We start from the raw sequence: 25,291 nt of genomic DNA, 5'->3' as shown, positions 1-25,291 counted from the left end.
TTTAACTAATTCGAATATACATCCCTTACCATTAACCTGTCAACCCACCAACTAAAATTATGTTTAAATTCATCGGGTTGTTGGTATAGGTTAACTTTTAAAAAAACTCATAGACAAAATGCTATGAGTCATTATCGATTAGCTTAGTTCGGTGTAGAAGCGGCAGCGATCCCCACGTACAATGGATATACAAAATTCAACTGGCACACCATTAAAATCATACGCTGTCCGTTCAAGCAGGAGTGCCGGACGACCTTCCTCCGTTTGTAGATATCCACTTTCTTCTGCACGAATAAGAACAGGTTCAAATGCCTCTTTTGCTCGGGTTACTACGATATTAAACTGTTGTGAAAACAAATCATATAAAGAAATTTCCCCTACTTTTTTTAGCTGCTCCATATCTGAAACGACGTGTTTCGGAATGAAAGATGATTCCAAAATATATGGCTCATCATTGGCACAGCGAAGGCGTTTCATTTCTATGACATTCACATCTTCCCCTAGCTGCAGTGCTTCCTGGATTTTGACAGTTGGTTTGACTTCTTCTATTTTTAGTATGATATCCTTAGGATTCAATCCTTTTTCTTTTAATACTTTGCTAAAACTGTAAAATCCCATCAATGACTGCTGCAATTTCGGTTTTGCCACGAAGGTTCCTTTTCCTTGAATTCGGTAAAGTATCCCTTCCTGTACAAGCTCCTCAATCGCTTTTTTAGCCGTGTTACGGCTGACACCAAATTGGTCCATTAATTGATTTTCCGAAGGGATTTTATCTCCCGGAGTCCAATGTCCCTTTTCAATCGAATCCTTTAGTCTTTCCATCAATTGGTGATATAGCGGAATTAAACTTTCATGCTGCAATGGTTTCATTTTACTAAACCTGCCTCCAAACCATACTAACATTCTTTTAATAACCTAAATTATATCACCAACACTTGTGGAGTCAACCCAACAACCAGGTTCTTTACTGAATAGTATCTACCAAAATATAATAATAATGGTTTATCAAAATCGCTACTAATATCTTCTACGCTTGTAAAAGCTTGTAAAATATTAATAAGCTCCTTAATCGGACCATCTTCCGGACTAACTTTTTACCTGTACATATATTTACTTATCTTCTTTTTAGAACTAGAAATTCTTTCGTTTTAAACTATTAAAAATCATATCCAATTTTAGTAGTCAAATTTAAATCACCTTAAGTTTTAGAAAAATTTGTAATCTGTTAAAACAGTATGAATCTCCGCCAAATCAACTTCAAATAAGTTTTATAAAGTGATTTCCACCAATATTTTTCTATTTAATTCACTGATACTTTTGTCTTTTGCCTCAATAACGTGAGTCAGTTCCTCAATAATATTGTTTAACGTCATTTGGCTAGTATCTTTTCCCAGAATAATAGAAGTTTTAAGCTGTAACCTTTTTTCTTTCTCACTCACAAAAATACCTCCATTTTTAAAATGCTAAATAGCTTACCATTGTAAATCTGTATTTCCCTGGATACATCCTTTTTAGTATTTGAAAAAGCTATTTTTAATTTAACGAAGCGGGCTTCTTAAAGGCTGGAAAGTACTTTACAACGAAAGAACTAGCGTGGTTCGATGTAATTTACGTTATTTTAACTACACCAAAATTAAAATACTTACAATATTTAGGTCTATACGCGACTCACAGAGCCAACAAACGACAGATACGATTATTTTAGGTCCTTTAAGGAATGTTCTTTTAATAAAGATAGGTATTTTTTTATAGTTGCAAAAATAGATATAACTAATGATAAGCCGACAATAATGGACATATATCAACTAACAAAAAACTTCATGCATCTGCATATTGATCAACTTATCAAGATCTTGACTGCATTTGATAGTTATTTTATCTGCAAATCCATAAGTCATTCCTAGTTCAATCAATTCTTTCCGTTTGTTCTCTATACACTCTTGTAATTCTCTTAATTGGCTTGAAAAGTCTATCGATAGCATCGTTCCCTCTCACCTCATATATTTTCTGTGCTAATTGAGTCAGCCAATTTTGTACAACAATAAGAGATAGCGTTAGGATTTTGTTGATTTACAACGTAAAGATTAGAAAACTTGATATGTCAGCATCCGTAGTTGGTTTCAATGGAGTAACCCCTAATGGGATAGATACATAATCTCGTATAGAAAGGCTTCAAAGTGTCCCATACAACTTGTTTCAAAATACCTTAGCGTGGTAATTATGCATATCCCTGACTACATCCCTCTTAGTAATTGTCTAAAATCGATCAGATGAGTTTCTTATCTGATCATGAATAAATACAGATCTAATTTATTTTTTTACCGCAATCTTTTTCGCTTTACCTGTATTCCCTTCCTTATCTTTTCGTGTACTTGGCTGATGCAGCTTATATTAAAACTTTAAGTTTTTTTAAATTTTTTGTAAAATCAAGAAACATTATGGTAACCATAACATTATTTTATTGAAATTCAGCACTATACTAATATGCACCAGTCCAAAAAATCTGGTGCTGGTCCCTCCGTAAATAAGTAGGAAATTCTAATATTTCTATTAAAAGTAAATGTTATTTTTGTTTTTCTATACGATCTCACATCTTGTTTAGAGTAATAGTATCAGCATGTTCAAGAGTTAGAGATTCATTGCAATTGTTCTAAAGTTTTTGCACCAGATCCTACTGAAGCAGTAAGGCATACTTTCTTAAAGTGGATTCCTTGATATGTAATAAAGTGCAGTCATACTACGATTTTTAACATAGCCCTGTTGTCTCATGTTACACACCTGTCACAATTTACCTCCCTACTAATAACGGTGTTATAACACTACTAAAAGAATATCGTTCGGCTTTTTTACTCCATAGTAGGAATTCTATTCCAAATTTTTTGGATTACATTAATAAAAGATTGAATTGTTACTACGTTTTCTTTTTCCTTCAACGTAATGATAGAAGTGTTTACTTTTACTTTGTTCTCAGTAACTAGGATTGGGACTAAATCACCATTGCTAATTTCTTTTTTTATGCAGTCACTGATTAACAACGCTACCCCAATGTTAATTAATACGGCCTTTTTGATCGCATCTAAACTTCCAAATTCTATTACGTTTTGTAATGAGAGTTTCGATTGAATCAAATATTTATTTATTATCGTTTCAAAATATTCTCCAGCTTGATATTTAATAAAAGGAAAATTCGCCAGTAATTGCTCTTCCGGGTACCTAACATATAAATCTTTAGAAACCACTAGAACCATGTCTTCCTCTGCAATCACGATGTTTGTAATTCCATTTTTACTTAGCTCACCCGAAATAATCCCTATATCGTATTTGTTTGATTCGATCCCTTTTATAACCTCATCACTGTTACAAGAAATCACCTTAATCTGTACATGAGGATATAGCTTCTGGTACTCAGAAATTACATAAGGAAAACAATTCGTACAATACCCTTCACTAGCGGCAATCGTAATATTGCCATACGAATTTGAAAGTTCGGAGAAAGATGATTCAATCTCCTCTACTATGGAAAATATCTGATCTGTATATGTTCGAAGGATTTCACCTGCAGGCGTCAAAAAGTTCTTCTTTCCTATTCGTGTAAATAGCTGCTGTTTCAATTCTTGTTCGAGCGTCTGAATTTGTGCAGTTACAGCAGGTTGAGTGAAGTTTAACTGCTGAGCAGCCTTTGTAAAATTTAAGTACTCTGCCGCGAATTTGAAAGTTTTAAGATGTCTTAATTCCATAATAGCTACTCTCCATCTATCAAATTTTTCGGACTCCAGAATAGATGTAATATTTTTCATCTGTTGCTGTTTTTTATATTTTGTTTATCATTATGAAAACCCGCCTCTCAAATTAATAAAAAAAGCCTAATAGACTTTATTTTTATAAAAAATAAAACCTACTAAGCACCATTGCTTCATCTATTCACTTGTAAACTAACTTGGGTACTTCAAAATAATGTACTTTGCCACTTTTTCCAATGGCATTTGTTTTTTCATGCTGAGGCCTCTAATCTTATTGTAAGCTGTTTCTTCTGGTAAATTTAGTCGTTTCATTAAAATTCCTTTTGCTTTTTCCACGAGCTTTCGGTTTTTCAGCTCCCGATTCATTTCTTCTACTTTTTCTTTGTAAAGAATCGCATTTTCAGCCTGCTTCAAAGCAATTTCAACCGCCGGAATCAAGTTAGCCTTCGAAATCGGCTTTACAAGATACCCTAAAATATTTGCCTTCTTTGCTTTTTCTATATATTCCTTTTGACTATAGGCTGTTAACAGCAAAATCGGTATATTAAATTTGTTGGAAATAATCTCACTGGCCTTTAAACCGTTCAGCTTCGGCATTTTAATATCCATGATCATTAAGTCTGGCTTAAGGCTGTAGGCCAATTCAATTGCTTCCTCGCCATCAGCTGCTTCCGCCACAACATTATAGCCCGCATCCTTTAACATGAGAGAAACATCCAATCGGACGATGGACTCATCTTCCACTACGATAATTCGCTTTTTCATTCCTTAAACTTCCCTCGCAAAGGGAAATTCGACAATTGCTTCCGTTCCTTCCCTTGTTCCTTCCATAGAAAAATGGCCAGTAAAATCATGTTCAATCATCATTTTAACTATTTCTAGTCCTAATGACGGCTTCATGGAAGGGGTATAGCCAATTCCATTATCTTTTACGAGGACTCTTACTACAGAAGCCTCTTCCTGGATGACTACATCAATTTGGCCCTCTGTCATCTCCGCAAATGCATGCTTCACACAATTTTGGATTAATTCATTGATAACAAGAGCAATGGAAACAGCTAGATTCGATTTAATAAAGATCTTTGGGCCCGAATAGTTGATTGAAATCATTTTTCCTTCATGATCTTCACTAAAGACCAGCATATTCCCGATTTTTTCTATTAAACTAACTAGTTCTACATCATCCTGATTTTCAGAATTGGATAAGATGATTTCATAGACAGAGGCAATACTTAAAATTCGGTTAAGGCTCTTGATAAAATGAAACTTGCTTTCTTCAGGGACCCCTCTTCGCATCTGCAGACGAAGAAGACTCGCTACGGTTTGCAAGTTATTTTTTACGCGATGATGGATTTCCCGGATGGCCACAGTCTTTACGGTTAGCTCCCTCTCCTTTTCGCGCAGCTCTGTTATATCACGAAAAATGATGAATGATCCACTATTTTTCTCATGCTGCACAAGAGCAATTTTTTTCATTTGAAAGACTTTATTTTGTATGATGATTTCTTGGATCACAAGTTCATCCGGCAGCCTGCACATTTCTGCAAGATTGGGAAAATAGGAAGTAAAAAGATTTCCGCTTTTACATTCCTTTGAATACATTTCTAACACAAGATTCATCGCAGCAGGATTCGAATATTGAATCCGTAAATCCTCGTCAATAATGAATAGAGATTCCTCCATCACTTCTGGGATAAAAGGGCGATTCTCAGCCATTCCCAATAAGAGTTCACTGAGCGTTTCATTCGCTTCTGTTAGCGTTTTCAGTTTATTTTGATTTTGAAGCTTATCGCTGTTGTCTTTCTCCATGATCAACGTGCCAATAACCTGGTTATGGATTCCAACAATCGGAACAACGCTTTGTTCGACTTTTTTCCCTTCCTGGGTTAAGGCATGATTGAGAAAAAGCGGCTTACCTGTCCGAAATGCATAAAAAACAGCAGGCTCAAACGTTTCGTAGGCAAACTTGCCGACTACCGGATTTTTATAGACAGAATTGGCCGTTGCTGGTGCTGCTTCTGCCACCACAATAGCATGCTTTTTTTCTCTCGTTTGACAATCGACAAACACATTTGCTTGATTTAAATCGGCAATTAATTGCAGGTTTTGAACCACTTCTTGGATCTTTTGTATATCTTGTTCCAATAGGTCTGTGTGGAGCTGACATAGAGTTACTACGGTGTTCATCTCAGTTTTAATCATGTCTTCGCCCCAATCTTTAATCTTCAAATAAATAAAAATATTTTGGTTAAAAAATTTCACTCACTTGAATAACCTTTTAACGCTTTTCTTATATTATTTTTGATAAACGATGAAAAAAATCCACCATCCTAAGAATAATAATGAAAAGATAAAATGGCATTTCCCATTGCTCAATTGTACTATTGTACTATTTCCATAGTTGTCCTCTTAATTATCTTCTGAAAAAATTCACTTACCACATTAAAGATTTTGTATTTCTATTTTCGGTCTATTTATGGACTTATCCTTTATTATAGCATATCGTTTAAATTACGACACAATATACTGAAAAAATATAAGATTTCTTTTTAGGATTCAAATAACCAATTTCTGTTACACTATATAAAGAAGGGAGCAAAGAACATTGAGTATATTACTAGGTCTACTTGGAGTAAGTGATTCTATCGAAGTAGTTCAACAATATTTGAAGAAATACAACGACATAACTTGTATTCCAATTCCTATTCCAATAGAGTGCTTAACCGAGGAGGATTTAGATAAACGTGTTTTACCACGTAAACATGATATAAACATGTGGCTATGTACTGGTCCAATTACATATAAAAAAGTTCAAAATTGGGGAAAATTAACTGTTCCTATTTTCCACCTCTCATCTACCGGTATTGCTTTATCCAGATTATTGTTGCATATGGCTCATGAGCATAATTTGAAAGCTGACGAAATAAGCTACGACTCCATCTCACGTGATGAGATTGAACGAATTATACAAAAAGCTGATATTAAGACAAAAATAAAATATGTTGAATCAGATACGATGGAATTACAGGAATTAATCGACTTTCACTATCAATGCTATAATAACGGCTATTCTAAACTGGCTATTACATTTCTTCCAATTCAGCAACAATTAATAAAGCTTGGCGTTCCTACCTATCGAATCTTTCCAACAGATATTTCAGTTGAATTTTCTGTAAATGAAATTCGCAGAACGTATGAAATGCTTCATTTTAAACGAGCTCAAATTGCTGTACAAATCATTGAATATGATGCTGCTTTTGCAGACTTGGCAAATACAGCATTTACAACTAACAAACTTCATGAAATTGAACTCGAATTTTTGAATAAATTGCGTACATATTCCAATAAAATTCACGGATCTTATCTTACAATTGGTCCAGGTCGATACATGATCTTTTCAACGAGAGGTTTTTTGCAAGACATCACCAACGACTTTACACATAAAGCAGAAATAGATACATTTAGGGGATTGAAGGAAGAAGTGGAGACTTGCGGAATTGGAATTGGTCATTCAGCATATGAGGCTGAAATTAATGCATGGAACGCTTTATTACAAAGTAGAAAGTGGGGAAAAGGTTCATGGTCAGTTTGCTTTGATGATAAAAGAATTGCAGGCCCACTTGGTCAAGAAGAACAACTTACTTTTTCTTACATATCAGAAGAATTAAAATCTATTAGAGAAAAAACCTCTCTCAGTGTAGCTACGCTTCACAAATTGAAATCGATTATAAAAAAACGTTTAAATGAAGAAATGAGTGCTAATGATCTCGCACAATATATGCAAATTACAACACGTAGTGCTCGGCGCATATTAAGTGAGTTAGAGGTAAATGGACTTGCTCAAGTTATTGCTGAGGAAAATCCAAGTACAAAAGGGCGTCCAAGGAAAATTTATAAACTATTATTATAAAGGGAGTATTTGGAACAAATACTGATTCTAGTGCAATATGGTATAAATTTTTCAAAGCTATACCATATTTGTACTAGAATCAGGGTTCCATTTTAATTAGTAAATCGAATGCCATAGCCATCAATCCTTTGAAATAAGTTAATTAATTTTTAACAAAGGCTATTTTCGCATAAATTGTTGTTTTTCGTATAAGTTTTTATACACGTATAAACAGAAACGTCGTCGCATCTTTTCGTAAGAACATTTGCGAAAATTGCCCAGAAACTTAGTAAATGCACCATATTAAGTTCCAAAAGCAACAAAGTTTACGAAAAGAGCCTTAACAAATAGGTCCATACGGGGTTTTTGTCCCCACAAGGGGTGTGGAGGTTGGAATGCCTAACCAAACCATGGGGACTAAAGAAGTTAAAAATGTCGATATACTTTTGATGTACTGTAGACCTGGTGTCGATTTGACTTTTCTCAATTCAATATAAAATTCATTGCTTTTAATAAAGAAATTAAATAGAATGCGATACTTATCGGATGAATCTGCTTTATTCGTCAGTGTGATAAAAACCTGGCTTTTTTCAAGGCGCTTGGCTGATTTGGCATCTCTCGTTTTACTAAGGAAAAAGTCAATAGTATTTCCTTTTGAATCGACTGCACAATATTTTTGTTTTTCCATACCGATTACACACCTTGTTTAGAGTAATAGTATCAGTATGTTGAAGAGTTAGAGATTCATTGCAATTGTTTTAAAGTGTTTGTACCAGAACCTCCTGAAGCAGTAAGGCATATTTTCTTAAAGCGGATTCCTTGATTTGTAATAAAGTGCAGTCATCACTATGTTTTAATATGACCCTGTTGTCTCCTGTTCCACCTGTCACAAAGTTGCCTCCCTACATAACGGTGTTATATCACTACTAACAGAATATCGTTCGGCCTTTACTCCATTGTAGAAATTCTATTCCAAATTTTTTGGATTACAGTTATAAAAGATTGAATTGTTACTACGTTTTCTTTTTCCTTCAACGTAATGATAGAAGTGTTTACTTTTACTTTGTTCTCAGTAACTAGGATTGGGACTAAATCACCATTGCTAATTTCTTTTTTTATGCAGTCACTGATTAACAACGCTACCCCAATATTAATTAATACAGCCTTTTTGATCGCATCTATACTTCCAAATTCAATTACATTTTGTAATGCGAGTTTCGATTGTATCAAATATTTATTTATTATCGTTTCAAAATATTCTCCCGCTTGATATTTAATAAAAGGAAAATTCGTCAGTAATTGGTCTTCCGGGTATCTAACATATAAATCTTTAGAAACCACTAGAACCATGTCTTCCTCTGCAATCACGATGTTTGTAATTCCATTTTTATTTAGCTCACCAGAAATAATCCCTATATCGTATTTGTTTGATTCGATCCCTTTTATAACTTCATCACTGTTACAAGAAATCACCTTAATCTGTACATGGGGATATAGCTTCTGGTACTCAGAAATTACATAAGGAAAACAATTCGTACAATACCCTTCACTAGCGGCAATCGTAATATTGCCATACGAATTTGAAAGTTCGGAGAAAGATGATTCAATCTCCTCCACTATGGAAAATATCTGATCTGTATATGTTCTAAGGATTTCACCCGCAGGCGTCAAAAAGGTTTTCTTTCCTATTCGTGTAAATAGCTGCTGTTTCAATTCTTGTTCGAGCGTCTGAATTTGTGCGGTTACAGCAGGTTGAGAGAAGTTTAACTGTTGAGCAGCCTTTGTATAATTTAAGTACTCTGCCGCGAATTTGAAAGTTTTAAGATGTCTCAATTCCATAATAGCTACTCTCCATCTATCAAATTTCTTGGACTTGTGCATAATAGTATAGTGCTATATATATCTATTAAATAATGCCTTCCCTAGCACCCGCCTAGATTCCATTTTCACCCATAACGACAGCTTGTACATGTTTAGATGCCGGCAGCATGGTGATAATGATTTCACTGTTCTCATACACTTCCTTTGCTGAATGGGCTTCTTTTGCACCTTCTTCCACTAATGGGTTTACAGCCTCCTGATTGAGATCATGAACGGTTAAGTGATGCCCTGCTTTTATTAAATTTAATGACATCGGTTTTCCCATAATACCTAATCCGATAAAACCAATCTTTCTTGTCATGGTGTACTCCTCCCAAATTATGTTAGGAAATGTATATATACTCGATTGAACAATTTTCCAGAAAGCAATCGCTTGCATAAAAACTTTGTGTGTTAGTTATTTTTATTTTGTTAATTCAGTTACAGTTTTTAATTAAGCAAGAATCATGCCAATATTAATTACTACAAATAATCTATTAAATACTGATCTTTAGTCAAATTATAGGGTGTTTTATTGGGTATTGGATAACCTAAAATATAACCATTATTAGTTTTTGAACTAGGTTCTTAGAACAGATTAAATCTCCTCTTCGAAAAGATTTGGTCAAATGAAAGTATTTGAAAGTGAGGTACTCTTGCTAAGATATTTAAATAATGATGGTAAGAAAAAAAGCATTACCGGTATTCCAGTAATGCGCCCTTTTATGGAAGATCATTAATCCAATTTTATTAAAGAAAGAATTCATTTTGAAAAAAGATTACATCAAAAGGGATTCTTCGTTTGTAATTGCATATTGTGTTTTAAAAATAATTTTCTTTTCAATTAATTATTTTCTCTTTGATCCATTGTAAAACCTGTATTCCCATAGAAGTGATCGTTGTACCTTGCTTCTTGACTCCTACTTCGACACATCTACACCGTTGGAGAATCGATAGCTTATTGCGAATTTGAGCTTCGGATAAAGGACGGGAGATCAATGAGCATAAAACGGTTCGTCCCACTCGCTCTTGCCGTTTACTGAAATTCCACAGGATTGTCAATATATCCTCATAATCCATTAGGGAACCGTGACGTGACAAGAATTGAAGGATTTCCTCTCTTTCCACGGTTTCCTCTCCGTCTGTCGGACCGTGAGGGAGTGACAAGATGCCACTGCTATTCAATATACGTTCAGGAATATGTTGTAATTGCACTGTATCTCCTTCTACGATTACCTTCAGATACTTAATAAAATTTTCCAACTCCCGAATATTACCTGGCCAGTTGTAGTTTAATAGAACATTTTTTACTTCAGGTGTAAATCGTAGCTTTCGCCCATTATCATGAAGGAAATAGTCAATGAGGATAAAAAGATCCTCTTGCCGTTCTCTAAGATTTGGGATATTTAACGGCAAAACATTGAGTCTATAGTACAAATCTTCCCGAAAAGCACCCTTTGACACCATACTATTCAGGTTTCGGTTTGTGGCAGCAATCACCCTGACATTGATGGGAATTACGCGATTTCCTCCTACCCGCATCACTTGCCGCTCTTGGAGCACACGCAGCAAGGCGGCCTGAATACTGAGAGGAGCATCCCCAATCTCATCCAGAAAAATGGTTCCATTATGAGCCAATTCGAATAGACCCATTTTCCCTCCTTTTTTAGCTCCTGTGAAAGATCCCTCTTCGTATCCAAACAATTCACTTTCTGCCAAACTTTCTGTAAGGCCGGCAAAGTTGACCGGGACGAATGGGCCATCCCGCCGGGTGGAATACTTATGAATCGCTTGGGCAAATACTTCCTTGCCCGTACCGTTTTCTCCTGTGATCATTACGGTAAAATCACTTTCTGCCAGTCTGACAGCAACCTGTTTCGTAGAGGTGATGGACCCACTTACACCGATAATATTTTCAAAAGAATATTTTGTCGTTAATCCCAGACGGCTGCTATTTTTGCGGATTTCCTGTTCAATTCGTTGAACAATCGTGACGTCTTGAAACGTAACAACGACGCCCATCAAACGCCCGTCCAGCATCATGGGAACTTTGGTAACCAGAAGAACCTTGTTCCGTATCTCCAATAATTGATTGGACTCCTCCGCGTGGGATTGAAATATCTGATTCAAGTTAAACTCAGGGATTACATCCCAGCACGTCTTTCCAAGGCAATTCTCTGCAGACAGGCTTAGGATTTTCTCCGCTTCTTCATTAAAAACAGTAATATATCCCCATTCATCCATACTGATAATTCCTTCATGAACAGCATTAAATACAGATTCCAGCTTTTGATTTAACCGCTTCTCATTGTTTACGGAATTGGCTAAATTTCTTCCAAGGCGGACAAAATCACGGAAAAACTCCGCTGTATAGAAATGCGCATTTTCTATAGGAAGATTCAATTGTTGAGCAATATCATATATCGTTGTAAGATCGATCGGGCGTATGCCCAAATCAATCACTTTACCAATCGTCTCCGGGACAAGTTCTTTTAATCCATGAGTAACCGCCACATCGATATCCTCAAGTACAGGCCGGATTTCCGCTGTCTGCGGAACATATGGAATAAAGTGCAAATGATCAAATCCCAGGCGATTCAAAAGCTCAATGGCATCTACAATCGTGTCCATACTGTTCGAGACAAATAGACATTGGGTTCCCGGAGCCAAATCCATCAGTTGTTCGAGCTTTGGCAAATGAACGGTTCTTCTGGCAAACAGGGTCCGCTCATGGAGTATTTTCGGTAAACGATCCAATATACTTTCGGCGGAAACTAGAATCAGTTCACACTTATCTACTAATTGGCTATCCAGCTCCCCGTGCTCATGAACGATATAAATCTGAATATTGGTACCGAAAAACATCCTCAGGTTAGTCTCAAAGGTTTGTGCTAGCTTTTCCCCTCTTGTTAGCAGTAAAATACTACGTCTCTCCATTTTTCTCTCCTTTTAAAATCCCTTTTTTAGGATAATAATAACCTAAACACAAACCTAAAACTATACCTAAAAAATCCCTAGTGGAAAACGAGACGGCAATTAGAGGAAGTTTTTTATCCCGATAGGAAAATTTGTTTGTTTGTTTTTCACGCTTTTTCTAATTTAAACTTTCCTATGCGAAAAAAATGCAAGTACCAAACCGGCACTTGCATTTTTGTTTATTAAAATTATAGCTTACGAAGAAGGTGGGTAATCAGGGCGGCCCTAACGGGAAGTTGATCGATTTCAATATGCTCATTTTCGGCATGGTTACCTTCTCCCACTGGACCTAACCCATCTAGCGTTGGAATGCCTAATGCGGAAGTGAAATTCCCATCACTGCCCCCACCCACTGATTCCTCAGTTAAGTGAAACCCTAATTCAGATGAACACGTTTTTGCCAGATTAAACAATTTTTCATTTTGAGCTGTTCTTTCCATAGGCGGGCGGGTAACTCCACCTGCAACTTGTAAGGATATCCCTTCCAGATGCGGCTTTAGCCCATATATGATTTTCGAAACACGTTCCGCCTCACGGAACTGGCTGATTCGCAGATCCACAGCCAGTTCCGCTTGTTCTGCAACCACATTTCCGGCGCTCCCTCCTCGTACCGCGCCGACATTTAGAGTTGTATCCAACTCATAATCAGTAAGTGAGTGCAAAAATAAAATTTGATGAGCCATTTCCTGTACCGCGCTGATTCCATCCTGATGATTTTGCCCTGCATGCGCCGCCTTTCCTTTAATCTGGATCGAAAACCTGCCAACTCCTTTTCGGGCTGTTTTAAGTGCACCTGTATTTGGCGCTGCCGGCTCCGGAACGAGAACAGCCTGGCTCTTTATAGCTTCCTGTTCGATTAATGCCCTAGATGTTTTGCTTCCAACCTCTTCATCGCTTGTACATAAGAAAACGATTTTCTTGTTTAAGGAAATCCCCAACTCACGGCAAGCTTTCAACGCCCATAGAGCCTGGATAATTCCTCCTTTCATATCCAGGATGCCCGGCCCATACGCCTTGTTTCCTTCTACTCGGTAGGAAAGCCTTCCCACCTCCCAGACAGTGTCAAAATGGCCTATGATTAAGATTTGGGCATCGCCTTTCCCATAACTAAACCGCAAGTGATTCCCCGCATGCTCCTGGGGAATCACTTCCGCCTCAACGTCAAGATGCTTCTTAAACAGCTGTTGAATCACTTCTCCACATTGATCCACCCATACTTTCGAATGCGAAGGCGACTCAGCCAGCACAAGTGTTTTTAGATCTTCATTGATCTCTTCTTGGTGTTGCTTAAAGTATTCTAATAATTTATCCATATTTGAAATCCCCTAAATTTATCTTCTATTTCTTAGAAAGGTCCCCAGTTGATCATCATACCGATAATGATGAAAATTAATCCGAGAACAAACCAAACTGCCGTTAATGGAAGCATGAACTTCAGCCATTTTCCATAAGAGATGCCGCTCATTGCTAGTACACCCATCAGCACACCGGATGTCGGATTGATGGTATTTACTACTCCTTCCCCAAGCATAACCGCCTGTACAGCTACTTGACGTGTAATATGCAGCAAATCTGCCAAAGGGACAAGAATCGGCATCAACACGGTAGATTCCCCAGAACCGGAAGAAATCAAAAAGTGCAGAGCCGCACTTCCGATATACATTCCAATCGAAGCGGCAGTCGGAGACAACGGTTCAAGGAGGTGGACCAACTCATTGACGATGGTGTCTAATATCTTTGCATCCTGAAGGATTAAGCCCACCGCTCTGGCCATCCCCACAATTAGAGCTCCATAGACCATTTGTTTACAGCCTTGAATAAATGTCAATGCTATGTCATTTGCACTCATTCGCGCGATTAAACCAGCGCCAATGGCAATAAAAATGAAAAGACCAGCCATTTCATTTTCCGTCCATTTAAATATCTGAGAGAAAATCATAAAACCTAGCAAAGATAATCCCGCAAACGATAAGATTAGCTTTTGCTGCAAGGAAACCTTTACCGTAGTCTCTACTTCGGTACCTTTCACTGCAATCTCAGAAGTAAACGATTCTGGGCCAAGGATGCTCTTGGTTGGGTCCTTTTGAATTTTGCGAGCATACAAATATATATAGAAAAGAGTAACGGCCAAAACTGTTAGGTAGATAATGATCCGGTAGCCTATTCCCGAGAAAAGCGGAAGTTGAGCAATACGCTGGGATAGTCCAAGCGTTTGAGGAGCAAAAACAGGTACGTTCCAACCAGCATAGGTTCCTAGATAGATAAGGGAAACGCCGAAAATAGCATCCAATTTCAATCCACGAGCGATAAATAATCCTAATGGTATGAAAGCGATTACCGAATTGACCACAATTCCAGTCGTTCCCAAAGCAGACAATATGAATCCTACAGGGATAATTAAAAACAGCAAGCGATGCCTGAATCGAGTAAGGGTGGACTTAAGAAACGCATCGATCGCACCCGATTTTTCAATGACAGCTAAGGCTCCGCTTGTAAATAGAATAAGGAAAATAAGCGGTGCGCCCATTACCATTCCGTTTTGGATTGTAGTAAAGAAGTCTACGAAACCAGTGGGATGTGAATGAACAAAATGAAAACTTCCAGGTACCGTTATGGTGATGTCTCCTTTTATTATCCTTTTAAATTCACCTGCCGGTAAAATGTATGTGGCAATAGCGCAGATAAATGCAACAAAAAATAATAGAACATAAGCGTCAGGCTGTGCGAACCTTCTTTTCTTCTCTACTCTCCCCTGATCAGCTGTTTTTTCAACTGCTGCCTCTTTCCTAATAGATTGCATGTAGTATCCTCCAATTCCAAAGTTCTTTTTTATCTTGCTCATCCTCTATCCTTTGGAGTTTTTACCCCATAATTTTGATTGGTTCCTCAAAAAGCCCTCCACCTCATTTCATTGTGTTATAAAATTCAGAAGTTACAGTTTTTTATTACGCAAGAATCATGCCAATTTTTATTACTACAAATAATCTATTAAATGCTGATCTTCAGTCAATTTTTAGGATGTTTTATCGGTTATTAGATAACCTAAAATATAACCATTATTATATTTTGAACAAGGTTCTTAGTACAGATAAAATCTCCTATTCGAAAAGACTTGGTCTAATGAAAGTATTTGAAAGTAAGATCTCTTTCTGAAAATGCGGATTCGTCTTTTGGAAATTAAAAAGACGATTCTCCTACTTTAAAGGTCAGAAGAACCGTCTTATGTTGTTTATTTCGCTATTTATTTTCCCCAGGCTGCTCCTTTATTAGCAAAAAATAATAAAGCGCTTTTTGAACTCACCTGTCTTTTTAAGTACAAACCTTCACAATGTCTTTAAAAACTCCAACTTAATTTAAAAAATTGAGTAAGCGAACGTACCATCGTAGCTAATAAGTTGTAGTAAAAAGCCCACAGATAAGGAGCAGAAAATAATCTTTAATCATACACACAGCTTGTAGCACACATCGGTTTTTAACGGGGTATGGCAAGAATTCGTTCTTTTTGGTGCCACTCAGAATTACGGGAGATTTTTTATAGAAGCTTCGATACTAAACGTTCACTTATTGAGTGGCTATTTTTCATTATCAAGCATATAGCGAAAGTATCTGATCATGAGCTTCCTGCGTTTAGCACTCTGGTAAAAGCAGTCGATCATGTTCATGCTTCAGTTTTTTCCATAATCCAAGAAACTAGAAAAAAAAAATTTGCGTCAATATTTATTGCACGCTAAAATAATTAATAGTTTATGAAGAACGAGGAAATAGAGATGAAATTGCAATTAAAAGCTGATTTAGCACTACTAATGATTACGTTTTTTTGGGGTGCATCCATTCTACTTACAAAGATTGGCCTCAATCATGTTCAAGAATATAATTTAATCGCATTGCGTTTTCTGATTGCCTTTTTCATTTCAGGCATCGTATTTTACAAGCATTTAATCAAAATAGATTTCAAAACGGTCAAATATGCAATTATATTAGCTTCGATTTTGTTTCTCATTTATATTTGTGCTACGTTTGGCACAAAGTACACATCGGTTTCGAATGCCGGATTCTTAATGAGTCTGACTGTCATATTCATCCCCGTACTAGAATTTGTATATTTTAAGAAATGGCCCGAAAAAAAAGTAGTGGTCGGAATCCTGTTGACCATAGTGGGAATCGGCTTATTGACATTAAACAGCGAATTAAGAATCGGTTTTGGGGATCTGTTATGCATTTTATGTGCCTTATTCTATGCCGTTTATATCCTTGTTACGGGCGCGATGACTAAGCATGCCGATTCCATTTCCCTTGGGGTTCTACAACTAGGTTTTGTTGGATTGTTCGCCTTCGTTTTTTCCATGTTTATGGAAACCCCCAAACTTCCCTATACGTTCGAATCATGGTTTGCAATCCTCGTTTTAAGCATATTTTGCACTGCAATTACGTTCATTGTTCAAATCATTGCCCAGCAGTATACCAGCCCTACACATACAGGTCTTATTTTTACGTTAGAGCCGGTGTTTTCTGCAGGCTTTGCCTATTTTTTCACAGGAGAAACGCTGGATCTTAAAGGTTACCTTGGGGCAACACTTATTTTATTGAGTGTATTAATTGCTGAACTCGATTTTAAGAGTTTATTAAAACAAAATAATTACAGCAAAAATATGTAGTAAATCATTTGCTGCTATTCCCTATTGAGATCCGAGGTTGTTCAAACCTCCATGGCATAGCAGCCACCACCACGAATGAAAATATTTTAGGCCTGCAGCCTAGCTAAATCTATTAAGGACAATAATAGATTTAGCAGGATACAGGCCATTTCTTTTTTGGTGATAGAGCCCCGTGTCTCAAACAAGTCGAATACATCCAACGAGCATCGCTGACTGTTGCCACACATCCTCTGAAATAATGCAGGTTATACATCCTTTCCATGGTGATAGAGAAAGAATAATGAATTTCTTTCGTTTTGAGGATATTTAATTACTTTACTTTGATGGCGATGTGACGGGACCCCTAATAAAAAATAACACTTCAACTGCCACTTATATTTTAGATGGTATAGGAGCGATACATATGCAGATTCACTTATTTTTCATTTTTAGCTGTTCTTTCCATAGGAGAACGGTTAATTCCACCCGAAGCCTTTAGTTAAAATAGGCCCCCTTACAAAGCTCAATTTGTCATAGCACAAATCGAGCTTTGTATTTTTTTGATACTAATATTGGAAATTGTTTATTTATTACTCAACCAAGCATCTGCCCAGTCCGCATGATCATTTCCATTACCATTACCTGCATCCCCGACCACTAGTGTTAATTCTTTCTTACCGGTAAGGTCAACATCAACAAATTTTGCTGGGGTATTATAATACATTGTACCGCTATTAAATACTTCAACCCCATCAAGCAGCACCATAAACACGACCGAACCTCCATTACCACCAGTTTCATGGTCAATTCCTACATATGAATTAAATCGTTTGTAATTTGAATTTGAGATATCATAGGTAATCTCTGATTTTGCATGAGTTCCTATCCCTTTGTTAAACGTAATCGGCCCGTTAGTTTCCAGCAATGAAAGTGGGTTTCCATCGATACTTTTGTCCATCTGAATCGTTGCCCATCCAACAGTTGCTTTTACCCATGGAATATCACTAAGATAGACACCGCCAGAAACTACTTGTACCTTTGCTGAAGTCACCACCGAATTTCCCAATATTACAGAGACTCCAACCTCTTTCATTCCCTTAAACGTAGTAGGCGGGGATACAACAAAGGAATATGTCTCCTCTCCTCCTGCAGGTAATTGAAAGTCCTTTGTTGATGGCTGCGCATTCCAACCATCTGGTAATTGCAATTCAATTTTTCCAGGTGTCACTGTTTCCATTTTTTCATTTTGAACCCTTACCTTTAATGTAGTAGAACCACCTTCAACACTGATTGGATTCGGTTCAACATTTGTCGAAATTAGCTTTACTGCTGGGGTTACTTCTATTTGATTGGATTTACTAATCGTTCCATTACCTGTGCTTAATTCAGCTTCAATGGAATAATTATTAGAAACTGTATCAATAGGGACAGATAAATCCGTTTCAACTGTTTTGGATTTTCCTGGTTCAATTCCTTCAAAAGCCACCTTAAACGGTTTAACATTCCAACTCTCAGGGGCCTTTACAATCACTTCTCCTGAAGGGGATTCCAATGTACCAGGGTTTGATAAATGAACCTTTACCTTAACTGTATTTCCTGCAGTTACACTATTCGTAGATTCTAAATCGAAATTGAGCAAAGACTCAATTTTATAGGTTTTACCTGGTTGAGTTTTAAACGAAATGGTATCGCCATCCTTGGTAAATTTCATCTTTTTATTATCTCCGATTCTTGTCAGAGTAAAAGGTGCATTGAACATTGGACTTTTTAACTTTGCATCGTTTCCGTGATCGGAAGTCAAATGAATTACTTTAGGGACGCCATTTTTCCAGTTTGCATCAATCGTAAATGCACCGCGTGCTTTTAGTCCTTTATAGGAACCGTCCTTCCAAGCTTTAGGAAGTGCAGGCAATATTTGAATTGAGTCGGTATGGCTTTGAATTAACATTTCAGCAATTCCCGATGTCGCACCAAAGTTTCCATCAATCTGAAACGGTGGATGGGTATCAAACAGGTTACTCAACGTACTTCCAGTAAGCTGTCCTTGAAGGATTTTATAGGCATGGTCACCATCCAACAAACGTGCCCATAAGTTAATTTTGTTTGCTTTACTCCAGCCTGTCCCCTCGTCACCGCGATGGTTTAAGGTGACTTTAGCTGCCTTAAGCCACTCAGGTGTATTGTGATTGATCATGCTTCCTGGATATAGTGCAACCAATTGGGATATATGACGATGAGTTTCCGCAGGATCATCTATATCATCCTTCCACTCTTGCACCTGACCATATCTGCCAATTTGAACCGGTGGGAATAATTGATCCCTTTTGGCCTTTAACTCATCTCGAAACACCTCATCGGTATGCAAAACCTCGCTAGCTTCAATTACATTTGAAAACAACTCATACACTAACTGTTGGTCAAAGGCACATCCATCAGATATACCACCAATCTCCGGGGACCAGCATGGAGAAACGACCAGCTTCTTATTTTGATCTTCGACTAAAAACTTACTATGAAACTCAGCCGCTTCTTTAATTATTGGATAGATCTTTTCTTTCAAGTATTCTTTATCATCAGTAAACTTATAATGTTCCCAAAGGTTTTGGGAAATGAAGGCGTTCGCACTAGGTGCCCATCCCCAGCCTAATCCCCATCCGGGAGCAGTAAATCCAAATGGATTATTCATCGTATTAACGGTCCATCCTCCGCCTGTAACACCAAAATGTTTTTCCGCTGAAACCCTTCCTGGTTCTCTTAATGAGTCAACATAATTCACTAATGGCAAAGCGGTTTCAGAAAGATTGGTCACTTCTGCAGGCCAATAATTCATTTGCAGGTTAATGTTGAAATGATAGTCACTATCCCAAGGTGGTGTATTCGAATTATTCCATACCCCTTGCAGATTTGCAGGAAGCGTTCCGGGTCTTGAAGAGGCAATGAGCAAATATCTTCCATATTGGAAGAATAATTCTTCCAGATACTTATTGTTTGTTTTACTGTAAGATGCTAATAATTCATTTGTTGGAATGGTTGGCTCTTTTCCTCCTAAATCCAAAGAAACACGATTAAATAAAGATTGATAGTCTTTAATATGTTTAGATTTTAATGAATCGTAAGTCTTTTCAGAAATAGAGGCCATGATTTCCTCAATCTTTTGATGTGGATCTTCCCCTTTATAATCAGGGTATTTATTCTCATAATCAGTAGCTGCAGTCATAATAATTGTTAGTGTATCTGCATTTGCCACTTTAATTTTTCCATTCTCTGATGTTAACGTACCACCCTCATTCAGGACTTTGAATTCTGCCTCATATTTCATTCCATTATTCGCTATTTGTCCCCTGATGGTGATTGTGTTATCTATGGATGATATCTTACCTCCCTGTGCGCTAGTGGGTCTAACATCTAGGGAAAGCTGTCCGGATTTACTAGCATTTAAACGCATGACCATAACATGATCGGGGTAACTTGCAAAATATTCCCTAGTATAGTGAACATCTTTATAGTTATATGCCACACTGGCAATCCCATTATTTAGATTTAATTCCCTGCGATAATTTGAAAATGAAGTCTGATCAGGCATATTAAAATCTAAGTATATGTCCCCAAAGTTCTGATAGTCACCAAACCCTTCTTGAAGACCTGTGAGAAATTGTGAAGACTCCTTTTCTGCCCCTGATTTATCACCTTTTGATAACATTCCCCTAATGCTATCCAAGTGGTCCGCTGCCCCATCCCGATTGCCGTATGAATAATCACTAGTACTGTTTGGTCCGCCAGTCCAAAGCATTTTTTCATTAAACTGAATATGTTCTTGCTGGATTCCACCAAAGACCATTCCGCCCATATAACCATTACCAATTGGCAATGCTTGGGTTTCCCAATCCTTTGCCGGCTGATTGTACCAGAGTGATAGTTTCTTTTCCTCATGTTTTGGAGTCTCAATGGAACTAGGTGATGTTTCCTTTGCCTTAACAAACGTACCAGGGCTTCCTAAAGAAAATAACAAAGTACTAGAAAGCAATCCTCCTATTAATAGGTTTTTAAATTTCAAATTTCCATCTCCTTTTGAAAAATATTAAAAATAAATAGCTACATAGCTTTTTCCAATTAAGAATTCTAAAATAGAAAATTGTAAAATCCTCAATTAAAGGACGTCTTATTATTCCCCCTTTAATAAATTTTCCTTTCTTTTAGGTCATGTTGTTATATATTCAAAGATTTAAAGAAGCAAAGGAAATTGATACTTCTTGCCAATCCTCAGCAAGAAGCTTTCATAATGGTAAGATGATAGAAAGAGTTATTCTAACCCATTAGTGGTTATCATAACAGGGTACGTATCCTCGACTGTTATTCCGTTCTTTGTAACCTCAACTTTTATTATTGCAGTACCGTTGCTAATAGCCGTAATCACACCATTCTTATCAACCTTTGCTACAGAATTATTATTACTGGAATAAACAATTTTTACATTTTTTAAATCCTGAGTTTCCCTATTCTTTTTCTTCACGTTTAATTCCAATGGGATTTGATCACCAGGAGAAATTATTCTTGGTCTATCAATGTTAATTTCTGCAGCTGATGCCCAGCCACCTTGGCCTTCAATTGCTTCTAGTCTTACATATGATGCTTCTATCGGTGGAAAATTTGCCTCTTTAAGATCGACTGTTTTCTGCCAGGAGCCATTTGCAATTTTCAGAAAATTTTCTCCATTTGTGCTAGCGTATATGTTGTATGCATTAATGGTTCCATTCATAGAACCATCATTACGAGGTAAATAACTTAAACGATCAATATTAAATGTTCCTCCCAAATTGATTGTAATGGATTGAGGGAGTTTCAAATAAGGATCCCACTGACTATGCCAAATCGTTAAATTGTTATCGTCTAACACATTATCTGGGGAATTTCCAGAAGGTAATCCTTGATAACTCGTTGCAGTTGCAGACATTTTTGATCTATCGAGCTCAAAAAAGTGAGTTGTTAAATCAGCTGATGCCAATTCATCATAATCAACAACCTCAAACCCCTGTCTTTTATCAATATTGAATGTTTTACTAAATGAATGATTTAAGGTTATCTTTTTATTAACAACTTCACCTTTAAACATGTTTTTATCAATTTTAATATCTCTACTTCCATCAAAATTTAAATTCACTTCATTAGCGGTAATTTCGTTGTTATCAAACCTAAATCCTTTCGTACTTTTAACATCTACAGTCATTCCACTGATCATTTTAAACATATTATCTTTAATTTGGATATTTTGATGAACAGGATGGTTCCAATCTATCACATGGTTTTCTGGGTGAATAAGAATAACCGGGTTCCCACCCTCAATAAACTTATTTTTATCTATGGAAACATTTTTTACCAACCCAGATTCAAACCAACTTCCGGCATCATCTGCTATTAATATAGAGCTCATTTGTGGACGGAGAAAGACATTTTCTTCGATTTCGACTTTTTTCCGGGTTGTAACTAAAACTCCCCTTGTCGGTATGTGTTCAAAAAAGTTATTACGAATTTCGACTGCCGGTGTCCAGGTAACATTCTCTACAACATCATTTGTTTCAATTCCTTTTGGAACGGGTTTATTTAAAGTAAGCAGTATTTCCCTTGCACTTTTCTTTTCAACTTCCATTACTGTTGCATTGCCAAACTCTGTTAGTTTATCCCAATGAATAAAAGCAATTTTATCCCCAGGGTTGAAGGCATCAAATCCGTATGTTTGAGGGTGCATAAAGCGAACTATAATCTGATTTGGAGCAGGTTGATCCACTATTCGTAAATGTGTGCCGTGAACATTGATAGCGTCGTCATTCGCACCTGAGAAATGACTATTTATAACCTTTACTAGTCCACGATTACCAGAAACATGCAAGAAGTCAGCAAATCCCGCAATCACCCTGCCGGTCTCTGCACGCGGTGCAAAATCGACTGTATCAATTGTTAAATTATTGCTATATTGGGACACAACACCCAAACCGTGCATGTAATGCATTCCCACTTTTTTAAAGGTGACATTTTTACTTTTATGGATAAATGTTCCTACTTGGTCTCGCACATCCTCGCGCATGGTAAAAATTTGCCCAACCTCTGCATCCGGCTTGTTTTTATAGTAAAACTTAAGTAAAAATGGTTTTATTTCTTCAACCTGACTGGCAGTATAACCTGGGTTCCATGTCCTGCGAAGTGTGTCCTTTTTAGGATCATATACTTGAGCATTCCCCCAAGTATAAGTCCAGTACCGTTTACCACTTTTATCTAGCTCGCTTTCCCAAACAATTTTTTTATTTTCAATTTTATATAAAGAATCTTTGTGAATCTTTGCAATTAAATAATCATTACCAACCTCTTGCACTTCCATTTCAGAAGTTGTAGGACGTGAATAATCGACATGAATATTTTGAATTTTAATATTTTCACTTTCATCAACTATAATCGATGTCATCTCTCCATGAAATTGAAAAAGTGAATCATTTCCATCAATCGTAACGTCTTTCATTCCCTTAATTAAAATGCCAATTGTTTTTGTTACATCTGGATTTTGACTTTCAGAAGCGGTATTTGTGATATAATACTTTTTTTTGATAGCACCCTCAGGATAAAAATCATATTGACCTTTTGGAAAATTTAAGATGACAGGTCCTTCAACTTTGTCTGCTGCTGCTAAGGCCTTTTGAACAGCTATACCAGCGTCTTGACCTGAATTAGGATCAGCTCCGAAATCAGTTACGTTAATAATAGTTGGATTATCTCCTTTAGCCGCAATGGTTTCATTTGATTGAAAAATCAAAAATATAACCAACCCAGTAAATATAAGACTTTGCAGCACTTTCTTATTCATTTTTTCCCTTCCTTCTCCAATTGCTTGGTTTAGTATATAATTGTGCTGATTCTGAATGTCCTGATGATAGGGGAGTAAATAATTATCTTGGAGTGGTTATCTTGCCCAGGTGTGGTGTAAGGTAGTTTTGTTCAGTCTTCTCCGCTGATTATACTTTTTCCAAACTTCTGATTATGACCGGCCAAAACGGCTGCAGGGTACACTGCACCTGGTCGCTCTTTGACATTAAATCCCCATACCGCTTTTGGAATATCCGGAGTCATATCCATTGTTTCGGAACCATAGCACCAACATGGTGTCACAGTAATGGACACACCCACTCCTTCACTCGCAAATTTTGCAGATGTTTGTGCTGCTTCGGCCACTCCACCAAATCCTCTCCATTTTAGATGTTATTGATAAAGAACGGCCTTAATTTTTGGATCATCGATATTCGTTTTATCATACCAGAAGAAACCAGTGTCGATTGTTTTAGACACTTTTTTACCATCTAGAGCATCAACAGCGGCTTTAACCGTTTCATAACCAATTCCAATTGGATTCTGTGTAATCGCACCTGCCATTACGCCACTCTTAATGGCATCGATTTGTAGTTTACCAGAGTCGAAACCGACCACAACTACATTCTTTTTGTTTAATTCTTTTACAGCATTTACTACCCCAATCGCAGAACCTTCATTAGTACCGAAAAGACCTTTAATATTTGGATGCGCTTGCATAATAGCCTTGGCAGCATCAGTTGATTTTAATTGGTCACCGGCACCATATTGGATATCGACAATCTTAATGTTTGGGTATTTTGATTTGATTTCATTTACAAAGCCATCGCGGCGTTCAACCCCTGTTTTACTTGTCTGGTCGTGAGCAACAACTGCCACTTCCCCTTTTTCACCAATTAACTTAGCCATCTTATCAGCCGCAAGAGCCGCTGCAGCTTTGTTATCTGTTGCAGCTGTTGCTACAGGAATATCTCCATCGACACCTGAATCAAATGCTACAACTGGAATTTTTTTGCTTTGTGCCTGTTGTAATAAAGGTAGAGCAGCCTTAGAATCTAGTGCCGCAAAGCCAATGGCATTTGGTTTTTTATCAAGTGCATTACGAAGCATTTCAACTTGTTTATCAACCTGTGCTTCAGTTTCAGGGCCAACAAATGTAATGTTTACATTATATTTGTCTGCTGCCTGCTCGGCTCCTTTTTTGACTGCCTGCCAGAACTGATGCTGGAAGCCCTTTGAAATAAGAGCAATATAACGCTTGCCGTCATTTTTTGCCGGGGCATTACTGTCCGTGCTTGCATTGTTTGAAGAGCATGCACCTAGAACCATGGAGAGTGCGAGAA

At 37.1% G+C, this 25,291-nt stretch carries 16 protein-coding genes and 3 pseudogenes; 2 read left to right on the top strand and 17 right to left on the bottom strand.

Annotated features, from left to right (window positions below):
- Positions 1–138: 138 nt before the first annotated feature.
- From AC59HZ_RS22705 to AC59HZ_RS22680, 6 genes are all read right to left on the bottom strand, one after another.
- A complete protein-coding gene (locus tag AC59HZ_RS22705; RefSeq protein WP_496548035.1) occupies positions 139–870 on the bottom strand; it encodes a GntR family transcriptional regulator in 732 nt (243 codons plus the stop codon).
- Between the two features lie 398 nt (positions 871–1,268).
- The gene (locus AC59HZ_RS22700) at positions 1,269–1,439 is read right to left on the bottom strand and encodes a hypothetical protein (RefSeq protein WP_496548034.1); all 171 of its coding nucleotides are present in this window, start codon (positions 1,437–1,439) and stop codon (positions 1,269–1,271) included.
- Positions 1,440–1,805: 366 nt separating this feature from the next.
- Positions 1,806–1,982 (bottom strand): Spo0E family sporulation regulatory protein-aspartic acid phosphatase, encoded by a 177-nt coding sequence (locus tag AC59HZ_RS22695; protein ID WP_496548033.1) that lies wholly within the window; start codon positions 1,980–1,982, stop codon positions 1,806–1,808.
- Between the two features lie 864 nt (positions 1,983–2,846).
- Positions 2,847–3,737, bottom strand: coding sequence for a LysR family transcriptional regulator (locus AC59HZ_RS22690; RefSeq protein WP_496548032.1), 891 nt, complete (start codon positions 3,735–3,737; stop codon positions 2,847–2,849).
- A gap of 195 nt (positions 3,738–3,932) precedes the next feature.
- On the bottom strand, positions 3,933–4,505 hold the full coding sequence (locus tag AC59HZ_RS22685) for an ANTAR domain-containing response regulator (RefSeq protein WP_496548031.1): 573 nt from the start codon (positions 4,503–4,505) through the stop codon (positions 3,933–3,935).
- A gap of 3 nt (positions 4,506–4,508) precedes the next feature.
- Positions 4,509–5,942, bottom strand: a complete 1,434-nt coding sequence (locus AC59HZ_RS22680) for a histidine kinase N-terminal domain-containing protein (protein ID WP_496548030.1) — start codon at positions 5,940–5,942, stop codon at positions 4,509–4,511.
- Positions 5,943–6,345: 403 nt separating this feature from the next.
- Between AC59HZ_RS22680 and AC59HZ_RS22675 the strand changes: the two genes are divergently transcribed.
- Entirely contained in the window at positions 6,346–7,650 is a 1,305-nt protein-coding gene (locus AC59HZ_RS22675; RefSeq protein ID WP_496548029.1) for an ArsR family transcriptional regulator, read from the top strand.
- A 570-nt stretch (positions 7,651–8,220) separates the two neighbouring features.
- Here the strand turns inward: AC59HZ_RS22675 and AC59HZ_RS22670 are convergent.
- From AC59HZ_RS22670 to AC59HZ_RS22640, 7 genes and pseudogenes are all read right to left on the bottom strand, one after another.
- Positions 8,221–8,302, bottom strand: a pseudogene (locus AC59HZ_RS22670) (DDE-type integrase/transposase/recombinase); the annotation flags it as partial.
- An 85-nt stretch (positions 8,303–8,387) separates the two neighbouring features.
- Positions 8,388–8,519, bottom strand: coding sequence for a hypothetical protein (locus AC59HZ_RS22665; RefSeq protein ID WP_496548028.1), 132 nt, complete (start codon positions 8,517–8,519; stop codon positions 8,388–8,390).
- A gap of 58 nt (positions 8,520–8,577) precedes the next feature.
- Entirely contained in the window at positions 8,578–9,468 is an 891-nt protein-coding gene (locus tag AC59HZ_RS22660) for a LysR family transcriptional regulator (RefSeq protein ID WP_496548027.1), read from the bottom strand.
- A gap of 97 nt (positions 9,469–9,565) precedes the next feature.
- Positions 9,566–9,811, bottom strand: a pseudogene (locus AC59HZ_RS22655) (NAD(P)-binding domain-containing protein); the annotation flags it as partial.
- A gap of 518 nt (positions 9,812–10,329) precedes the next feature.
- Positions 10,330–12,426 (bottom strand): sigma-54 interaction domain-containing protein, encoded by a 2,097-nt coding sequence (locus AC59HZ_RS22650; protein WP_496548026.1) that lies wholly within the window; start codon positions 12,424–12,426, stop codon positions 10,330–10,332.
- A gap of 227 nt (positions 12,427–12,653) precedes the next feature.
- Positions 12,654–13,778 carry a M20 family metallopeptidase gene (locus tag AC59HZ_RS22645; protein ID WP_496548025.1) on the bottom strand — a complete coding sequence of 375 codons (1,125 nt, stop codon included), beginning with the start codon at positions 13,776–13,778 and terminating at the stop codon, positions 12,654–12,656.
- A 32-nt stretch (positions 13,779–13,810) separates the two neighbouring features.
- Positions 13,811–15,265, bottom strand: a complete 1,455-nt coding sequence (locus tag AC59HZ_RS22640) for a YfcC family protein (protein ID WP_496548024.1) — start codon at positions 15,263–15,265, stop codon at positions 13,811–13,813.
- 967 nt (positions 15,266–16,232) lie between these two features.
- On the opposite strand from AC59HZ_RS22640, the gene AC59HZ_RS22635 reads away from it, so the two are divergent.
- Complete coding sequence (locus tag AC59HZ_RS22635; protein ID WP_496548023.1) at positions 16,233–17,120, top strand: DMT family transporter; 888 nt, start codon at positions 16,233–16,235, stop codon at positions 17,118–17,120.
- A gap of 562 nt (positions 17,121–17,682) precedes the next feature.
- Here the strand turns inward: AC59HZ_RS22635 and AC59HZ_RS22630 are convergent.
- The 4 genes and pseudogenes from AC59HZ_RS22630 to AC59HZ_RS22615 form a co-directional block, all read right to left on the bottom strand.
- Positions 17,683–21,153 (bottom strand): glycosyl hydrolase family 95 catalytic domain-containing protein, encoded by a 3,471-nt coding sequence (locus AC59HZ_RS22630; protein ID WP_496548022.1) that lies wholly within the window; start codon positions 21,151–21,153, stop codon positions 17,683–17,685.
- A gap of 246 nt (positions 21,154–21,399) precedes the next feature.
- Complete coding sequence (locus AC59HZ_RS22625) at positions 21,400–23,949, bottom strand: alpha-1,3-galactosidase-related protein (protein WP_496548021.1); 2,550 nt, start codon at positions 23,947–23,949, stop codon at positions 21,400–21,402.
- A 164-nt stretch (positions 23,950–24,113) separates the two neighbouring features.
- Positions 24,114–24,320 (bottom strand): annotated as a pseudogene (fucI, locus tag AC59HZ_RS22620) (L-fucose isomerase); the annotation flags it as partial.
- A 21-nt stretch (positions 24,321–24,341) separates the two neighbouring features.
- Positions 24,342–25,277: an ABC transporter substrate-binding protein gene (locus AC59HZ_RS22615; protein WP_496548200.1), complete on the bottom strand. Its 936-nt coding sequence runs from the start codon at positions 25,275–25,277 to the stop codon at positions 24,342–24,344.
- Positions 25,278–25,291 lie beyond the last annotated feature (14 nt).

This window comes from Neobacillus sp. DZ-9 (genome assembly GCF_059587065.1).
The sequence above is the reverse complement of the archived record's forward strand: the minus strand, read 5'-3'. Positions and strand labels throughout refer to the sequence as shown.

What these genes read in the sequence shown, in the direction of transcription:
- AC59HZ_RS22650 (WP_496548026.1), bottom strand. Translation starts at nt 12,426, where the DNA reads ATGGAGAGACGTAGTATTTTACTGCTAACAAGAGGGGAAAAGCTAGCA.
- AC59HZ_RS22645 (WP_496548025.1), bottom strand. Translation starts at nt 13,778, where the DNA reads ATGGATAAATTATTAGAATACTTTAAGCAACACCAAGAAGAGATCAAT.
- AC59HZ_RS22690 (WP_496548032.1), bottom strand. Translation starts at nt 3,737, where the DNA reads ATGGAATTAAGACATCTTAAAACTTTCAAATTCGCGGCAGAGTACTTA.
- AC59HZ_RS22625 (WP_496548021.1), bottom strand. Translation starts at nt 23,949, where the DNA reads ATGAATAAGAAAGTGCTGCAAAGTCTTATATTTACTGGGTTGGTTATA.
- AC59HZ_RS22640 (WP_496548024.1), bottom strand. Translation starts at nt 15,265, where the DNA reads ATGCAATCTATTAGGAAAGAGGCAGCAGTTGAAAAAACAGCTGATCAG.
- AC59HZ_RS22705 (WP_496548035.1), bottom strand. Translation starts at nt 870, where the DNA reads ATGAAACCATTGCAGCATGAAAGTTTAATTCCGCTATATCACCAATTG.
- AC59HZ_RS22615 (WP_496548200.1), bottom strand. Translation starts at nt 25,277, where the DNA reads ATGGTTCTAGGTGCATGCTCTTCAAACAATGCAAGCACGGACAGTAAT.
- AC59HZ_RS22660 (WP_496548027.1), bottom strand. Translation starts at nt 9,468, where the DNA reads ATGGAATTGAGACATCTTAAAACTTTCAAATTCGCGGCAGAGTACTTA.
- AC59HZ_RS22635 (WP_496548023.1), top strand. Translation starts at nt 16,233, where the DNA reads ATGAAATTGCAATTAAAAGCTGATTTAGCACTACTAATGATTACGTTT.
- AC59HZ_RS22695 (WP_496548033.1), bottom strand. Translation starts at nt 1,982, where the DNA reads ATGCTATCGATAGACTTTTCAAGCCAATTAAGAGAATTACAAGAGTGT.
- AC59HZ_RS22685 (WP_496548031.1), bottom strand. Translation starts at nt 4,505, where the DNA reads ATGAAAAAGCGAATTATCGTAGTGGAAGATGAGTCCATCGTCCGATTG.
- AC59HZ_RS22680 (WP_496548030.1), bottom strand. Translation starts at nt 5,942, where the DNA reads ATGATTAAAACTGAGATGAACACCGTAGTAACTCTATGTCAGCTCCAC.